14 protein-coding genes are annotated in these 16,675 nt (G+C 66.8%); 6 read left to right on the top strand and 8 right to left on the bottom strand.

The genetic code is table 11. From position 1 onward, the window contains the following. Positions 1-58: 58 nt before the first annotated feature. The 3 genes from AC1DJN_RS19745 to gap form a co-directional block, all read right to left on the bottom strand. Positions 59-1,435 carry a DUF3999 domain-containing protein gene (locus AC1DJN_RS19745; RefSeq protein ID WP_025874254.1) on the bottom strand — a complete coding sequence of 459 codons (1,377 nt, stop codon included), beginning with the start codon at positions 1,433-1,435 and terminating at the stop codon, positions 59-61. Next, positions 1,432-4,116: a DUF2339 domain-containing protein gene (locus tag AC1DJN_RS19740; protein WP_478039899.1), complete on the bottom strand. Its 2,685-nt coding sequence runs from the start codon at positions 4,114-4,116 to the stop codon at positions 1,432-1,434. Before AC1DJN_RS19740 ends, AC1DJN_RS19745 begins: the two co-directional genes overlap by 4 nt. 127 nt (positions 4,117-4,243) lie before the next feature. Continuing rightward, a complete protein-coding gene (gap, locus tag AC1DJN_RS19735; RefSeq protein ID WP_025874252.1) occupies positions 4,244-5,248 on the bottom strand; it encodes a type I glyceraldehyde-3-phosphate dehydrogenase in 1,005 nt (334 codons plus the stop codon). A 193-nt stretch (positions 5,249-5,441) separates the two neighbouring features. Between gap and AC1DJN_RS19730 the strand changes: the two genes are divergently transcribed. From AC1DJN_RS19730 to AC1DJN_RS19720, 3 genes are all read left to right on the top strand, one after another. After that, a complete protein-coding gene (locus AC1DJN_RS19730) occupies positions 5,442-6,071 on the top strand; it encodes an OmpW/AlkL family protein (protein ID WP_442251992.1) in 630 nt (209 codons plus the stop codon). 376 nt (positions 6,072-6,447) lie between these two features. After that, positions 6,448-7,266, top strand: a complete 819-nt coding sequence (locus AC1DJN_RS19725; RefSeq protein ID WP_442251991.1) for a S1/P1 nuclease — start codon at positions 6,448-6,450, stop codon at positions 7,264-7,266. A 10-nt stretch (positions 7,267-7,276) separates the two neighbouring features. Then, positions 7,277-8,077: an MBL fold metallo-hydrolase gene (locus AC1DJN_RS19720; protein WP_442251990.1), complete on the top strand. Its 801-nt coding sequence runs from the start codon at positions 7,277-7,279 to the stop codon at positions 8,075-8,077. A 41-nt stretch (positions 8,078-8,118) separates the two neighbouring features. Here the strand turns inward: AC1DJN_RS19720 and AC1DJN_RS19715 are convergent, their stop codons facing one another. The 3 genes from AC1DJN_RS19715 to AC1DJN_RS19705 are packed head-to-tail and all read right to left on the bottom strand — an operon-like array spanning position 8,119 to position 10,242. After that, entirely contained in the window at positions 8,119-8,679 is a 561-nt protein-coding gene (locus AC1DJN_RS19715; RefSeq protein ID WP_032977185.1) for a hypothetical protein, read from the bottom strand. Beyond that, complete coding sequence (locus tag AC1DJN_RS19710) at positions 8,679-9,893, bottom strand: M56 family metallopeptidase (RefSeq protein ID WP_478039897.1); 1,215 nt, start codon at positions 9,891-9,893, stop codon at positions 8,679-8,681. Before AC1DJN_RS19710 ends, AC1DJN_RS19715 begins: the two co-directional genes overlap by 1 nt. Next, positions 9,886-10,242 carry a BlaI/MecI/CopY family transcriptional regulator gene (locus tag AC1DJN_RS19705; RefSeq protein ID WP_478039903.1) on the bottom strand — a complete coding sequence of 119 codons (357 nt, stop codon included), beginning with the start codon at positions 10,240-10,242 and terminating at the stop codon, positions 9,886-9,888. Before AC1DJN_RS19705 ends, AC1DJN_RS19710 begins: the two co-directional genes overlap by 8 nt. Positions 10,243-10,314: 72 nt before the next feature. Here AC1DJN_RS19705 and AC1DJN_RS19700 point away from each other — a divergent pair, with 72 nt between their 5' ends. The 3 genes from AC1DJN_RS19700 to AC1DJN_RS19690 are packed head-to-tail and all read left to right on the top strand — an operon-like array spanning position 10,315 to position 13,505. After that, a complete protein-coding gene (locus tag AC1DJN_RS19700; protein ID WP_025874245.1) occupies positions 10,315-10,872 on the top strand; it encodes a flavin reductase family protein in 558 nt (185 codons plus the stop codon). A gap of 32 nt (positions 10,873-10,904) precedes the next feature. Next, the gene (locus AC1DJN_RS19695) at positions 10,905-12,857 is read left to right on the top strand and encodes an acetyl-CoA hydrolase/transferase C-terminal domain-containing protein (RefSeq protein WP_478039895.1); all 1,953 of its coding nucleotides are present in this window, start codon (positions 10,905-10,907) and stop codon (positions 12,855-12,857) included. A 24-nt stretch (positions 12,858-12,881) separates the two neighbouring features. Then, positions 12,882-13,505 carry an NADAR family protein gene (locus tag AC1DJN_RS19690; protein WP_478039893.1) on the top strand — a complete coding sequence of 208 codons (624 nt, stop codon included), beginning with the start codon at positions 12,882-12,884 and terminating at the stop codon, positions 13,503-13,505. A gap of 111 nt (positions 13,506-13,616) precedes the next feature. Here AC1DJN_RS19690 and tkt read toward each other — a convergent pair whose 3' ends face one another. After that, complete coding sequence (tkt, locus tag AC1DJN_RS19685) at positions 13,617-15,614, bottom strand: transketolase (protein ID WP_442251986.1); 1,998 nt, start codon at positions 15,612-15,614, stop codon at positions 13,617-13,619. Between the two features lie 202 nt (positions 15,615-15,816). After that, positions 15,817-16,675 (bottom strand): dicarboxylate/amino acid:cation symporter (locus AC1DJN_RS19680; RefSeq protein ID WP_478039891.1); only part of this gene is annotated, 859 nt, incomplete at its 5' end.

Genomic DNA, 16,675 nt, shown 5'->3' with positions numbered 1-16,675 from the left:
GCCCAACCCATGATTCACAAACCGGCCACCCACGAGGGGCTGCGCCGTTCGCTGCAAACTACGCCGAAGGCGACGGCTTCTGCTTCAGCAGGCTCAACGCCAGTCCACCCACAACCAGCACGCCCAGCCCCAGCAACGCCCACAGCAACCACGCCTTCCAGTCGTGCTGCGGCTTCAGCGCTGCGTCACCGGCGAGCGTCTCCGGACTGCCCTCCAAGCGTGCCAGCGTCGGCTGCCACGACGGATCATTGCGCTGCCGCAGTTCCTCGATCAGCACCGTGATCGGCGCCTCCGCGCGGCGCGCGGTCGTACTGCCCACGGCCAGCGCGTAGGGCGCTGCGCCCTGGCTGAGGAACACCATCACCTCCGGTTGATAGCCCAGGCGCAGGGTCGGGGCGCTGGTGGTCTCCACCGGGCTCGCGACCAGCTTCCAGTAACGGTCGCGGTACATGCCGCCCAACGGCTGTGCCGCCGATTGCTGGCGCTGGCCCGGTGCCCCCTGCTGCAGCTGATAGGCGATCCAGGGCGCGCTGCGGCGCTGCCATTCGGCGCTTTCGTCGTCGCGGCTGAACAGGGTCCACTGCACCAGGCTGTTGTCGGTGCTGGCCACGTCGGCGCGGGTCACCGGGAATCGACCATCCAGTTCAAAGGTGAATTCCCCCTTGCCCTGCGCGGTCGGTGTCAGCGACAGCCACTCCCAGGGCACCGTTGCCGGTGCCGGCGGCAGTTCGGCCAATACACTGCGCAGCTCTGGCAGGCGCGCCTCGCCCTGCGGCAGGATCCGCAGGTAGCGCACATTGCTGTCGACCTGCAGGCGTCGCTGCAGCAGGCGCTTGCCCGCACGCTGCAGGTCCACCAGGGGGACATCACGGGCGATCGACTGCCAGCGCTGCAGATCATCGCTGGCGTCAAGCTGTACCTGCGCCTGCAGCGGCTGGCCACTTTCGGCCCAGTCCAGCACCAGCGCTGCCAGCGGCTGCTGGCCGAGCACGCTGGCATCGATCAACCAGCCGCCCTGCCCGTTCGCCACCGCACCACCACCAAGCCTGGCCTCGACCCGGCGCACACGGCCGTCGGTATCGCGCTCGGTCAGCAGCTGCAGGTCGTTGCGCTGGGCCTCGGCCAGTGGTGGCAGCGCGAACCACGGCAGTTCGCGCTGCACCGGCGGCTGCGCCAACGGCTGGTCCGGCGCCAGCAGCGCCGATGGCAATGCCTGGCCGGCAGCGTTGAACACCTGCAGATCGCCCAGATCAGCGGCGCCTGCGCGGCGGTAGATCGCCGGCTCCAGCACCACACGATAGGCACCGGACTGCGCGCTGGACAGGCTCAGCGGCCACTGTTCGGCGTACTGCGCGCGGTAGTCCGTGGCCTGCGCGGCAACCGCACCGGCCACGCCGAACAAGACCGGCAGCAACGCTCGGCTCCACTTCCTCATTGGTTTTCCTCCACGGTTGGCGGCGCGCTCGGCGGCGCGGGCGCCAGGTAGCCCACCACGGTGCACAGCAGGCCGTAGGCGATGAACGATGCGATTCCCAGCAGGTTGCCCAGATGCTGGCGGTCGATCAGCACCAGCTTGGCCAGCACCACGGCCATCAACACGGCACCAACCATCCACAGCACACGCTGGCCGCGACGCGAGCCCCACACCCAGGCGATCACGCCGAGTACGCTCCACAACACGGTCAGGCTGGTCTGGGCCAGGCTGAAGCGGGCCATCGTCGGATCCCAGACCACACCGCCCCAATGATGCACGCCATGCAGCACGGTGCTGGTCAACGCGATGAAACCGGCCACGGCCAGCACCGGCACACGCAACCGCTGCAGCTGCGCTGGTCCCTGCGGGTCATACAGCCAGCGCGCGATCAGCAGCAGGCTGACCCACTGTGCCAGTTCGGCAGGATTGAGCAGCGGCAACCACGGCAACGGCGTGGCGTCGCCCGCCAGGGTCAGGCCGAACAACCAGGCCAGCGCCAGCAGCGCGAAAATCACACACTGCAGCGGCAGGCGCACCGGGTCAAACGCAGCACCCAGCGGCCAGCGCAGCACGTTCCAGCGCCACAGCGACAGCGCCGCCAGCAGCAGCCACGGCAACGTGACCAGCAATGCCGTCCAACCCTGCGCCAGGCGCGCGTCGCCGCCACCCCACAGGGCCAGCAGCGAAAGCAGCGACGGCCACAGCAGCCACCACAGGAACTGCGCGATACGGGCCACGCCGCCGCTGCCCTGGCGCAGGCACAGCAGGCTGCGCACGCCAAGCACGGCGAACACTGCCCATGCCAATGCGCCATAGCCGGCAAACGGCTGCTGGTGGGCATCGCTCTGCAGCAGGGCCAGCGGGAAGCCGGCGGCCAGCATCGCCAACGCGGTCACGCCCAGCGCACGTGCCGGCATGCGGCGTTGCACCTCCGAGGCCAGCCAGGCGGTAACGGCGGCCAGCACCAACACCGCGTCGGCCTGCGCCGAATGCTGGAAAAAGCGGCCGATTTCATGCACCAGACCGCCCAACCACCACAGCAGGCCCCACAGGTAGTACGCCAGGGCGATGTCATGGCGCTGCCTGCGCTGATAGCTCCACGCCGCCGCGAAACCCGCCACGGCCAGCAGCAGTGCGCCGATCGCGGTCGGGTTGAGCAGGAAACGCTGGTCCTGGTGCCAATGGTCGGCCCCCACCACGAACGCGAATGCGGCGGCGAGCTGCAGCAGCGCACCGGTCACCTGCGGCAACCAGCGCTTCTGGCGCAACCCCAGCCACGCCAGGCCGGCACCTTCCAGCGCGAACACCGCACCGGTGGCCCGCGCCGACAATGCCAGCGGCACCGCCAGCGTCGCAAAGCCCACCGCCAGTACTGCATGCGACTGCGCCAGCACCGTATACGACGCGCGTGCGATCAGGGCCCGTGCCAGCAGCGCATAGATCGCTGCCAGGCCCAGCGCGCACAGGGCCAGCGTCATCGGTTGTTCGTGCAGCATGCCGGCCTGCAACGAGAAGGCGRTCAGCGGCGTGCCGAACACCAGGCTGCCGTCGACCAGATCGCGACGCCCGGCCGGCTGCCGGCGCGCATACAACAACGGAATCAGCAGATAGAAGGCGAAGAACAGCAGCAGGAACGGTTCGGTACTGGCGAACTTGGCCGCGTCGTACTGCAGCACGCCCCAGAAGGTGCCGATGCCGAAGGTGAACGCGAAACCCAGCAGGTTCAGCACACGCCACGGGCGATACCAGGCAATGGCGAAAATGCCCGCGTTGAGCACGGCGTAGTAGCTGAACAGCCCGACGTGGTTGCCACTGCCGGTGGACAGCCACAGCGGCGCCATGAAGCCGGCCAGGATGCCCAGCACTGCCAACGTGCGCGAGTTCTGCACGACCGCCAGCACGCACAGCCCCGCCACCAGCGCGATCGAGCTGGCAAAGGCGAAGCCGGGCGCGAGCAGATCGAAACGCTTGAAGGCAGCGAAGATGGTCAGCAGCAGTACGCCGATGGCGCCCCCCTGCAGGGCCAGCGCGAACATCCGCCGGCGTTCGCGCTGGTGCCAGCCGAAGGCCAGCAGGCCCAGCGCACCGACGGTGATGCCCGCCAGCCGCAGCTCGACCGGCACCACCAGCCAGCCCTGGTCGCTGACGTACTTGAGCAGCGCAGCAACGCCGGCCAACAGCACCAGCATGCCAATCTTCACCGGCACATTGCCCTGGGTGAACCAGTGTTTGACCGCACCGATCGCGCGCTCGACCAGGTTCGGCAGGGCTGGTTCCGCTGGCAAGGGCGGCAATGTGGGCTCAGGTGGCAACGGCGGTGGCGGCGACGGACGCGCGGGTTGGGCCGGTGGCGGCAGCTCCTCGCGGGCGGCAACCGGAGGCGGGGCCGTGGCCGCCGTGGGCCGCAGGAACGAGGGCTCGCTGCCGGGTTCACGTGTTGCCGCAGGCGCGCGCGGCGGCGCGGCCACTGCCGTGGGCGCACGGCCAAGCGTCTCTGCCGAAGTGGGCGCGGCCTGCACGCTCTGTGCGGCCTCCAGCGCGGCGACCCGCCGGCGCAGGCCGGCAATCATCACCAGCGCCACCACCAGCAGCAGCGGTATCGCCAGCAGGACCAGTACTGCCAGGACCAAGAGTGCTTCCATTCCTCGCCTTCCAATGCGATCCCGCGCCACGATGGCGGCGGTCGACGGGCCCATGCTACGTCAGGCCGGGCCCCTTAAACGACGAACCCCGGCCAGGCCGGGGTTCGCGCGACGATCTTCGCAGGCCTTACTTGGCTGCGACGACCTTGGCCATTTCCAGGCACTTGTTGGAATAGCCCCACTCGTTGTCGTACCACGACACGAGCTTGACGAAGGTGCCGTCCAGCGCGATGCCGGCGTCTGCATCGAACACCGAGGTGTGGGTTTCACCGCGGAAATCGGTGGCCACTACCTTGTCTTCGGTGTAGCCCAGGATGCCCTTCAGCGCGCCTTCGCTCTGTGCCTTCACTTCGGCGCAGATCTCGGCGTAGGTGGCTTCCTTTTCCAGCTCGACCGTCAGGTCGACCACCGACACGTCCGAGGTCGGGACGCGGAAGCTCATGCCGGTCAGCTTCTTGTTCAGTTCCGGGATGACCACGCCGACGGCCTTGGCCGCACCGGTGGAGGACGGAATGATGTTCTCCAGGATGCCGCGGCCGCCGCGCCAGTCCTTGTTGGACGGGCCATCGACGGTCTTCTGCGTGGCGGTGGCCGCATGCACGGTGGTCATCAGGCCGCGCTTGATGCCCCACTTGTCATTGATGACCTTGGCCAGCGGCGCCAGGCAGTTGGTGGTGCACGAGGCGTTGGAGATGATCGCCTGGCCAGCGTAGGTCTTGTCGTTCACGCCGAACACGAACATCGGCGTGTCGTCCTTCGACGGTGCCGACAGGATGACCTTCTTGGCGCCGGCATCGATGTGCTTCTGCGCACTGACCTTGTCCAGGAACAGGCCGGTGGCTTCGAGCACGACGTCAACGCCGACTTCGTCCCACTTCAGGTTGGACGGATCGCGTTCCTGGGTCAGGCGGATCTTCTTGCCGTTGACCAGCAGATCCTTGCCATCGACGGCTACGTCGGCCTTGAAACGGCCGTGCACGGAGTCGTACTTGAGCATGTAGGCCAGGTAATCCGGCTCCAGCAGATCGTTGATGGCCACGATTTCGATGTCGTCGCCGAAGTTCAGCACCGCCGAGCGCAGGACGTTACGCCCGATGCGACCGAAACCGTTGATACCAACCTTGATTGCCATGTTCTCAAGCTCCTGCAGCCGCGACAGGTGCGGCGGGGTGGATAGGGCCCACAAGTCTAGCAGGCCGGCCTTGACCACCGCCGGCCAAGCCCGCCGCCGGGACGGGGGCCGGACAGGATTTGATCCGGATCAAAGCGTTAGCGCGGTGTGAGGCCGAGACTGGCCACATCCACCCAGCAACGAGATCCCCCCCATGCGCAAGACCTCCCCCATGATCGTGGCCAGCCTGGCCGCCGCCCTGTCGTTGGCCGCTGCCCCGGCCATGGCCCAGTCCAAGGGCGACTGGACCCTTTCCGCTGGCGTGCACCAGGTCGCCCCGAAGTCGAACAACGGCTGGCTGGCCGGCGGCACCCTGAAGGTCGACGTCGACAACGACGTCAAGCCGACCATCACCGGTGAGTACTTCATCGCCGACAACCTGGGCATCGAAGTACTGGCGGCGCTGCCGTTCAAGCACGACATCAACATCAACGGCCTGGGCCGCGTGGGCAGCACCAAGCAGCTGCCGCCGGTGGTCACCCTGCAGTACCACTTCAACAGCAARGGCAAGGTGTCGCCGTTCGTGGGCGCCGGCCTGAACTACACGACCTTCTTCAGCGAAGACACCACCGGTGCGCTGGCGGGCAGCAAGCTGAAGCTGCAGGATTCGTGGGGCCTGGCCGCGCATGCGGGCATCGACTTTGCGATTGGCGAGAAGGGCGCCCTGCGCGTGGACATGCGCTGGATCGACATCGACAGCAAGGTGAAGCTGGATGGCGAGAAGATCGGCACGGTCAACATCGATCCGCTGGTCTACGGCGCGTCCTACGTCTTCAAGTTCTAAGGGGTTGATTGGCGGGGGCTGCGCCCCCGCTCCCCCGCTACAGGCAAAACCCTCGCAGCATGTTGCCCCGGTATGTGTGTGCCGGGGCTTTTTTGTTGGTGCAAAGCGCGGATCTGCGTTTGGGTGGGGCAAGTGAGTTGCTCAGGACACGCCGTAAATACGTCCATGTAGGCTCGATCGCCGCATCCATGCGGCGAACGGTCCTGAGCAACCCGGTAGAGCGGGACCGTTGGCGCCATGGATGGCGCCATCGAGCCCCCAAGGATGGGTTTACGGCGTGTCCCGCACTGCCTGCCCCGGCCGCACACACACCGACGACAATGAACGCGCCGCTTTCCATCAACCACCCATCTCCCCCGCTGGCTAGAATGAGCGGATGAAAGCACTGCACTCCCTGTTCCTCGCCGCCGCACTCGCGCCGGCCCTGCTGACCCTGTCCGCACCCGCCCATGCCTGGGGCGCGCAAGGCCACCGCCTGGTCGCCGAAGTCGCCGACAGCCGCCTCAACCCGACCACGCGCGCTGAAGTCCACCGCCTGCTGGCCACCGAACCCGGCGCCACCCTTGCCAGCATCGCGCCCTGGGCCGACCAGCTGCGCGCCAAGGACCCGGGCCTGGGCCGTCGCTCGGCCGGTTGGCACTACGTCAACATCGCCGAAGATGGCTGCCACTACGAGGCGCCGAAGCACTGCAAGAGCGGCAACTGCATCGTCGAAGCGCTGAAGGCGCAGAGCGCGATCCTCGGCGACCGCAGCCTGACCGATGGCGAGCGCCTGCAGGCGCTGAAATTCGTCGTGCATCTGGTCGGTGACATCCACCAGCCGATGCACGCCGGCTACGGCCACGACAAGGGCGGCAACGATTTCCAGCTGCAGTTCGGCAACCGCGGTACCAACCTTCACTCGCTGTGGGACAGCGGCATGCTCAATACCCGCAAGGTCGACGATGCCGGTTACCTGCCGGTGCTGCGCGCACTGCCGGCGCCGAAGCTGGCACGCCAGTCCAACCCGCAGCGCGATCCGGTCAGCTGGGCTGAAGCCAGCTGCCGCATTTCGGTGCAACCTGGCGTTTACCCTGCCTCGCGTAAGATCGGCGACGACTACACCACGCGCTACCGGCCGGTGGCCGAAGCGCAGCTGCGACTGGCCGGTGAAAACCTGGCGCAGTTGCTGAACCGCGTGCTCGCCACACGCTGAGGAGTGCCCGATGTCGGTCCAGGTGCAATCGTTCTTCCACCGTGACAGCAACACCTTCAGCTACCTGGTCAGCGACCCGGCCAGCAGCGAGGCCGCGCTGATCGACCCGGTACTGGATTACGACCCGGATACCGACGCCAGCAGCGAATCGCCGGTGCGGGCGATGCTCGATGCCATCGCGCAACAGCAGCTGCACGTGCGCTGGCTGCTGGAAACCCACGCCCATGCCGACCACGTGTCGGCAGGACGTCGGCTCAAGCAACGGTTCCCGCATGCGACGCTGGCCATCGGCGAAGGCATCCGTGCGGTGCAGGCCACGTTTGCACCGCGCTATGGCCTGCAGCTGCCCGAGGAACATGCCGTCTTCGATCACCTGTTCGCTGATGGCGAGACCTTCGCACTGGGTGAACTGCAGGGGCGCATCATCGCCGTACCCGGCCACACCAGCGACAGCATCGCCTATCTGATCGACGATGCGCTGTTCACCGGCGATTCGTTGTTCATGCCCGATGGCGGCACCGCACGCTGCGATTTCCCCGGCGGCGATGCTGCGCAGCTGTACCGCTCGATCCAGCGCCTGCTGGCCCTGCCCGATGCCACCCGCGTATTCGTCTGCCACGACTACGGCCCGGGCGGACGCGATTTCGCCAACGAAACCACCATTGGTGAACAGCGCGCGCACAACATCCACGTGCATGAGGGCGTGGCCGAGGCGAAGTTCGTCAGCGTGCGCCAGGCGCGTGATGCGACCCTGGCAGAACCGCAGCTGATGCAGCCAGCGGTGAAGGCCAACATCCAGGGCGGCGCGTAGGGCCCGCACGGTCGCCTCATCGCGCCAGCAATGACACCGCGTCATTTACCCTGCGTGCGCACCACATGCTGGCCCTTCACGATCTCGAAGGTGAAGGCATACAGCAGGCTCACCGGCACCGGTTCGACGCGCTCGGCGCCTTGGCAGTCGCCACGGTCGCTCGGCACCTTGCCGGGGGCGAAGTGGCAGACCGCGGCGGGCGAATACTTCCACATCGCCACCGCCTCCTGCGCAGCCTGCAACAGCGGCGCATTCTCGCTCGCCGCGCCTGCCGCGCATTCGCTGCGGTCGACCAGCGCCAGGCTTCGCTCGACAGCGCCTTCGGCATCGATCACCACCTGCAGGCAGATCGTGGTCGGCGCCAGCTCGGTGCGCGGGTCACGATCACCGATCTGCGGATCCGGCGCCGCATACAGCTGCGGCATCCGATAGCCTTCGGTCGCTCCCAGCGTGTACGCCTGCACCTGGCCGCTGCCGCCTTTCCCTTCCGCATGCAGGCGCTGATGGCCGACACTCTCATTGCGGGTATCGACGGTGGTCAACCGTTCCTGGGTGGCGCAGCCTGCCAGCATCCCCACTGCCAACAGCAGCGCGATGCGCATCACCTGGCGGTCTCCGTCACTTCGTCGCTCTCATCCATGGCGAAGGTGATCGGAATGCGTACAGCGCCCGCCACCGGCTTGCCGTTCTTCAGCGCCGGGCGATAGGTCCAGCTTCGCGCTGCTGCAATCGATACCGCTTCGAACACGCCCGGATTGGTGGCGCTCACTACACGCACATCGCTGACAGCACCCTGCGCATCAACGTCGACGCGGAGCACCACCACGCCTGTCTGGCTCTGCTCGAACGCGCTCTTCGGGTAGCTCGGTGGTGGCATCCTGTCGACCCGGATCTCGCGATCCATGACGGCCACGGTTGGGCCGGCCGCCATTGCTCCACACTGGCTGGCCCACGCCACCGCCCCCATCCCCAGGCACAACCCGACCACCAGCACCTGCCCCGACACCCACGGCAATGCCTTCCGCTTGGACAGCTTCAACATGGCGATACGCTCCTTCAACACAGGCTGGCTGCGCCAGTGGCATACCGCCGGCGCAACCGGATGGACCAGCTGCGCCTTCAGCAGCGTGCTGGCGTAGAGGCCGCGCAGCGCAGGCTGCGGGGCAATGGTGCGGGCGTCGCAGGCCAGTTCCTGGTCACGCAGGAAGCGGCGTGCGGCCCATGGCAGCAGCGGATGGAACCAGAACACCGCGCGCATCAGCAGCAATACGCCGTTGGCCCAGTGATCGCCATTGCGACGATGGCTGTGCTCGTGCTGCAGGATCAGCGCCTGCTCCTGTGCAGTGAACTGCTGGTCGAAATCGGGGCCGACCACGATGCGCGGCCGCCACAGGCCCACCAGCGCCGGCAGCCCGGGATCGCCACTGGCCTGCCAGCTGCCATCGGCGCGTGCCTGCAGGGCGCCCATGCCGCGTTCGAAGCGGCGCTGTGCGCGCAGGTCGCGCAACAGGCAGACGCCCGCGCCCAGCGCCCACACCACCAACAGCAGCGAGGGCCATTGCAGAGATGACGCAGGCAGGCCCTCCACKGCTTCCGGCACGASCTTCAGCGGCAAGGTCGGCACATGCTGCAACAGCGCGACCTGTGGCAGGGGAATCAACAGCGTGGCCAACAKCAGGGGCAGCAGCCACCAGCTGCGGTAGGCCAGCCCGGCGCCGCCCAATCGCACCAGCAACGCCCGCGTCACCGCCAGCAGGACCACGCCCACCGCCAGCCACAAGCTGGCCTGCCACAGTCCGTCGAGCAGCTCATTCATGGTCCAGCTCCTGGATCAGCTTCTTCAGTTCGGCGATGTCCTGTGCGCTGAGCTGGCCGCGTTCGCTGAAGTGCGCGACCAGCGGTGCCACGCGCCCTTCGAAGACACGGCCGATGAAGTCCTGGCTCTGCGCCTCCACCCAGGCCTGGCGCTGCAGCAGCGGCCGGTACAGGTAGCGCCGGCCATCGCGCTCGGCGGCGATCGCGCTCTTGGTCAGCAGGCGGTTGAGCAGGGTCTTGATGGTCGGCTCAGCCCAGTCGCGGTGCGCCAGTGCGGCCACCACCTCGTCGGCGCTGCGCGGTGCCTGCTGCCACAGCACCTCCATCACAACGGCTTCGCTTAATCGAATCGACTGTCAACCCCTCGACCGGTAATTCATCACGCCTGCGCCAGCATGGGGGCCTCCACCGCAGGTATCGGCATGAAGCCCTTGCGCAAACGTGACTTCCCGGTTGAGCAGGCCCGGCGCTTCCTCGAACCCGGTCCGATCGTGCTGGTCAGCACCGCCTGGCAAGGCCAGCGCAACCTGATGACGATGGGCTGGCACATGGTGATGGGCTTCTCGCCCTCGCTGGTGGCCACCTACCTGTGGAACGAGAACCATAGCTTCAGCCTGGCCCGCAGCAGCGGCGAATGCGTGATCAACATCCCGGGCGTGGAGCTGCTGGACACGGTGGTCGATATCGGCAACTGCAGCGGCCGTGACGTGGACAAGTTCGAACGGTTCGGCCTGGATGCGATGCCTGCGCGGGAGGTGGGGGCACCGCTGGTGGGCCAGTGCCATTCCAGCTTCGAGTGCCGCCTGCATGACGACAGTCAGGTCGAATCGAGCAACCTGTTCATCTGGGAAATCGTGCGCGCCCATGTTGCGCCTCGCCCAAAGCTGCCGCGCACGGTGCATTACCGGGGTGATGGGCAATTCATGGTGTCCGGCGCCGAAGTCTCGCGTCGACGGCGGTTCAAGCCCGACATGCTGTAATGCCAGCACTCCCCCAAGCAGGACCGCCCCGGATGACCGAACACCTCACCGACCTCGACGCCGCCGTTGACTGGCTGTTTGCGCGCGTGGATGGGCCGCTGCGGATCGGTGCGCCGCTGGCGCTGGGTAAACCACACCGCCTGCTCAACGCCCTGTATGCGCGCGTCGAACAGGACCCGTCGCGGCCGCTGCAGCTGTATACCGCACTGTCACTGAACCCGCCGCAGGCAAAGGGCAACGGCCTGGAAGCGCGTTTCCTGGCGCCGTTCGCGGCCCGCCATTTCGGTGAAGACTTCCCGCGCCTGGCCTACGCCGATGCAATCGCCCGCGACGCGCTGCCGGCACACGTGCGGGTGGAAGAGTTCTACATGCAGTCCGGTGCCCTGCTCGGTTCGCGACAGGCGCAATCCAGCTACACCAGCCTCAACTACACCCACGCTGCCGACGCGGTAGCGCAGCGCGCGCCGCAGGTGATCGTGCAGAAAGTGGCGATGCGCCCGGACGACCGACGCCTTTCGCTGTCCTGCAACAACGACATCACCCAGGACACGCTGGACGCGATGACCGCACGCGGCCTGCCGCGCCCGCTGCTGGTCGCCGAGATCGATCCGCAGCTGCCCTATCTGGGCGGCACGGCCACGGTGGACGTGTCCTTCTTCGATCTGGTCATCACCCCGCCAGCGCCGTATCCGGCGTTGTTCGGCCTGCCACGGCAGCCGGTGGCCGACGCCGACTACGCCATCGGCCTGTAYGCCAGCACCCTGGTGCGCGACGGTGGCACCCTGCAGATCGGCATCGGCACCCTGGCCGATGCACTCAGCCACGCATTGGTACTGCGCCACACCGACAACGCACGCTACCGCCGCGTGTTGAACGCGCTGGATCCGCAACTGGCCAGCCATCCGCTGGTACAGGAGATCGGCGGACTGGACCCGTTCGAGATCGGCCTGTACGGCTGCAGCGAAATGCTCAACGAGGGCTTCCGCCGGCTGGTGCAGACCGGTGTGATCAAGCGCAAGGTGCATGACGATCTGGCACTGATGCAGCGCATCGAGAACGGCAGCACGCTGTCCATCGACCATGCCACGCTGGAGGCCGAGGGCGAATACCTGCACGGCGCGTTCTACCTGGGCTCATCCGAATTCTACGAATGGCTGCGCACCCTGCCCGAGGACGAATGCCGGGCGATCGGCATGCGCCGCATCAGCGAGATCAACCAGCTGTACGGTGGCAACGAAACGCTGGAGCGCCTGCAGCGCCGTCACGCCCGCTTCTTCAATTCCTGCATGATGGCCACCGCGCTGGGCGCGGCGGTATCCGACGCGCTGGAGGATGGCCGTGTGGTTTCCGGCGTGGGTGGCCAGTACAACTTCGTGGCGATGGCGCACGCCCTGCCGGAAGCGCGCAGTGTGCTGATGTTCCGCGCTGCCCGTGATGACCGCGGCCAGCGCGAATCCAATGTGCGCTGGAACTACGGGCACACGACCATTCCGCGCCACCTGCGTGACATCTATCTCAACGAGTACGGCATCGCCGACGTGCGTGGCCTGACCGACGACGACTGCGTGCACGCGATGACGGCCATCACCGAAGCACCGTTCCAGGGCGCCCTGCTGCAGCAGGCCTTTTYGGCACGCAAGCTGGCCGCCACGGCGCAACCTGATGCGCAGCGGCAGCAGCGCAACACACCCCAGGCGCTGGCGGCGGCGCTGGTGCCGTTCCGCAACGATGGCACCCTGCCCGATTACCCGTTGGGCAGCGACTTCACCGAGATCGAACAGGTACTGGTGAAGGCACTGGGCTGGCTGAAGGCCAATACACAGACGCGCGGCAGCAAGCTGCGTACCGTGTGGGACGCGCTGTGGCAGCCTGCAGGTGATGGTGACGCGGTGTATCTGCAGCGGATGGAACTGCAGTCGCCCAAGGACTTCGGCGAACGGCTCAATGCACGCTTGTTGAGGCTGGCCCTGGCGCGCACCGCGTGATCGCGCGGAGGGTAGCGCCGGGCCATGCCCGGCGGACAACGATCAGTGCCAACCAAGGTTGGCACCTACCGCATTGGCGCGGCGCGCTATCCTGTACCGATGAACGACGATTCCCGTTTCCTGCATGACCTGCAACGCCGCCAAGCCGATGGCGAGCACCTGCGTTATCTGTGCTTCTGGGGCCACCAGCCGCCGCGCATGGGCGTGGCGGCGTCGTGTTTCAGCCAGTGGTACGACGCAGGTTTCAACATCGACGGCGTGCACTACCCCACTGCCGAGCACTTCATGATGRCCGGCAAAGCGCGACTGTTTGGTGCCACCGACATCCTCGAACAGGTTCTCGCCAGCCGCACGCCTGACAAGGTGAAAGCGCTGGGCCGGAAGATCGACGGCTTCGACGAGGCTCTCTGGGCGCAGGCGCGCTACGCCCTGGTGGTCGAAGGCAATCGGGCCAAGTTCTCGCAGAATGCGGCGCTGGGTGATTTTCTGCGCGCCACGGCAGACCAGGTTCTGGTGGAAGCCAGTCCGGTGGATTTTATCTGGGGAATCGGCCTGGCCAAGGATCACGCCGATGCGCACAACCCGGCGCGGTGGCGCGGATTGAATCTGCTGGGGTTTGCGCTGATGGAAGTGCGGGACACGATGTAACGCGCATCCACGCGTGGCGTGGATCTACGGGCACGGCGGGCGAAACGGATCGACCGGCAAGGAAAAGGCCGGCTTTCGCCGGCCTTTTCCCTATTTCCATTGCAGCGGGACTTACAGCGCCTTGGCTGCTTCCACCACATGCGCGGTGGTGATGCCGAAGTGCTGGTACAGCTTGTCGGCCGGGGCCGAGGCACCGAAGGTGTCGATACCGATCACTGCACCATCCAGGCCGACGAACTGGCGCCAGAAGCCGGTGACGCCAGCTTCGATGGCCACGCGCTTGCGCACGGCGTTCGGCAGCACCGATTCGCGGTAGGCCGCATCCTGGCGCAGGAACACATCGGTGGACGGCATCGAGACCACGCGGGTCTTCAGGCCGGCCGCATCCAGCTGCGCCTTCGCTTCGGTCGCCAGCGAGACTTCCGAACCGGTGGCGATCAGGATCACGTCCGGAGTGCCGGCAGCATCGGCCAGCACGTAACCACCGCGCTCGATCTGTGCGATCTGCTCAGCGTCGCGCGGCTGGTGCGGCAGGTTCTGGCGGCTGAACACCAGGCAGCTCGGGCCGTCCTGACGGGTGATCGCAGTCTTCCAGCTCACGGCCGACTCGACGGCATCGCACGGGCGCCACACGTCATTGTTCGGGATGTAGCGCAGCGAGGCCAGATGCTCCACCGGCTGGTGGGTCGGGCCGTCTTCGCCCAGGCCGATCGAGTCGTGGGTGTAGACGTGGATGGCGTGGGCCGGGATCAGCGCGCTCATGCGCACGGCATTGCGGGCGTAATCGCTGAACACCAGGAAGGTGGCGTCGAACGGGATGAAACCACCGTGCAGGGCCAGGCCATTGGCGATCGCGGTCATGCCGAACTCACGCACACCGTAGTACACGTAGTTGGCATTGGCATCGTCGGTGGCGACGGACTTGCTGCCCTTCCACAGGGTCAGGTTCGAGTGCGCCAGGTCAGCCGAACCGCCCACGATTTCCGGCAGCAGCGGCGCGAACGCCTCGATGGCCAGCTGCGACGCCTTGCGCGAGGCAATGGTCTGGCCTTCGGCGGCAACCTGGGCGATGTAGGCGTCGGCCTTTGCGATGAAGTCGGCCGGCAGATCGCCATGTGAGCGACGGGTCAGTTCAGCGGCTTCGGCCGGGTACTGCGCAGCGTACTTGTCGAACTGCTGCTCCCACTCGGCCTGACGCAGGGTGCCGGTACCGCCGGCACGCCAGCCGGCGTAGATCTCTTCGGGAATCTCGAACGGACCGTAGTTCCAGTCCAGCGCCTTGCGGGTGGCTTCCAGTTCGTCCTTGCCCAGCGGTGCGCCGTGGCTGGATTCCTTGCCGGACTTGTTCGGCGAGCCGAAACCAATGGTGGTGCGGCAGCAGATCAGGGTCGGCTTGCCGTCCTGCGACAGGGCCGCTTCGATACCGGCCTTGATGCTCTCCGGATCATGGCCATCGACGCCACGGACCACGTTCCAGCCATAGGCCTCGAAACGCTCCGGGGTGTTGTCGGTGAACCAGCCTTCGGTGTTGCCGTCGATGGAGATGTGGTTGTCATCCCAGAAGCAGACCAGCTTGTGCAGGCCCCAGGTGCCGGCCAGCGAGGCGGCTTCGTGGGAAATGCCTTCCATCAGGCAGCCATCGCCCATGAACACCCAGGTGCGGTGGTCGACGATTTCCAGCTCCGGGCGGTTGAAGCGCTGTGCCAGCAGCTTCTCGGCCAAGGCAAAACCGACGGCGTTGGCGAAACCCTGGCCCAGCGGACCGGTGGTGGTCTCCACGCCCGGGGTCTCGTGACGCTCCGGATGGCCAGCGGTGTGGCTGCCCAGCTGGCGGAATGCCTTCAGCTGCTCGATCGGCAGGTCATACCCGCTCAGGTGCAACAGCGCGTACTGCAGCATCGAGCCGTGGCCGTTGGACAGCACGAAGCGGTCGCGGTTGAACCACTGCGGGTTGTTCGGGTTGTGACGGTGGTAGTCGTTCCAGAGGACTTCGGCGATGTCGGCCATGCCCATGGGCATGCCGGGATGGCCGGACTTTGCGGTTTCAACCGCATCGGCGGCGAGGAAGCGGATGGCGTTGGCCAACTGGCGACGGGTAGGCTGCGTCATGGTTCTGTCGGAATCGGGAGGCGGCCGCGGAACTGCGGGCGGCCTATTGTCCCACAGACGCCCGGCAGGGTCAGGTTGACCAGGGCATTAGTGCCGGCCGTTGGCCGGCAACGTCGTGATCTGCGCTGGATTCCGCATATGAAGAGGGGTCGGAGCCCCTTCCTGCGGAAAGGGATCCGACCCCGATCAGGCATTGACTGGGTCAGTTGTCCAGACGGGCCGCGGCGGCAGCGGCCTCGGCCGGAGTGTCCGGCGCTTCGCCCTTCGCCACCAGCGTGGTCAGGGCCAGGTCGCCGGTCACGTTCAGCGCGGTGCGGCACATGTCCAGGAAGTGGTTCACGCCCAGGATCAGGCCGATGCCCAGCGGATTGACGCCGACCATCGCACAGATCATCGCCACCACCGGCAGCGAGCCGGACGGCACACCGGCCGTACCGATACCACCAAGGATGCAGACCGCCATCACCATGACCTGCTGGCCGATGCTCAGGTCGACACCGAAGAACTGGGCCAGGAAGATCACCGTCACGCCCTCGAACAGCGCCGTGCCGTTCTGGTTGGCGGTGGCGCCCACGGTCAGCACGAAGCGCGACACGCGCTGCGGCAGGCCCATCTGGTCGGCCACGCGCAGCGCGGTCGGCAGGGTGGCGTTGCTGGAGGCGGTGGAGAAGGCCATCACCGTGGCCTCCTGGGTCTGGCGGAAGAACGCCAGCGGTGAACGGCCCGACAGCCATACCGCGGTGCCGTAGGTCACCACCATGTGCAGGCCCAACGCCAGCACCACCACGCCCACATACGCACCCAGGCGGATGATCAGATCGAAACCGAACAGCGCGGCCAGGTTGAACATGAAGCAGGCCACTGCATACGGCGCCAGGCGGATGACCAGGTTGATCAGGGTCATCGAGATCTCAAACACGCCTTCGATGGCGCGACGCAGCGGGGCGACTTTGGCCTCGTCGGTCAGCACCATGCCGATGCCGAACATCAGCGCGAAGAACATCAGCGACAGGATCGCGCCATTGTCGGAGGCGGCCTGCAGCACGTTGCTCGGCACGCAC

Source organism: Stenotrophomonas sp. 05L414_2 (assembly GCF_056397905.1).
This window is presented reverse-complemented; position numbering and strand designations above follow the sequence as displayed.

Coding starts and splice junctions, on each gene's coding strand:
- AC1DJN_RS19745 (WP_025874254.1), bottom strand. CDS start 1,435: ATGAGGAAGTGGAGCCGAGCGTTGCTGCCGGTCTTGTTCGGCGTGGCC.
- gap (WP_025874252.1), bottom strand. CDS start 5,248: ATGGCAATCAAGGTTGGTATCAACGGTTTCGGTCGCATCGGGCGTAAC.
- AC1DJN_RS19725 (WP_442251991.1), top strand. CDS start 6,448: ATGAAAGCACTGCACTCCCTGTTCCTCGCCGCCGCACTCGCGCCGGCC.
- AC1DJN_RS19720 (WP_442251990.1), top strand. CDS start 7,277: ATGTCGGTCCAGGTGCAATCGTTCTTCCACCGTGACAGCAACACCTTC.
- AC1DJN_RS19715 (WP_032977185.1), bottom strand. CDS start 8,679: ATGCGCATCGCGCTGCTGTTGGCAGTGGGGATGCTGGCAGGCTGCGCC.
- AC1DJN_RS19700 (WP_025874245.1), top strand. CDS start 10,315: ATGAAGCCCTTGCGCAAACGTGACTTCCCGGTTGAGCAGGCCCGGCGC.
- tkt (WP_442251986.1), bottom strand. CDS start 15,614: ATGACGCAGCCTACCCGTCGCCAGTTGGCCAACGCCATCCGCTTCCTC.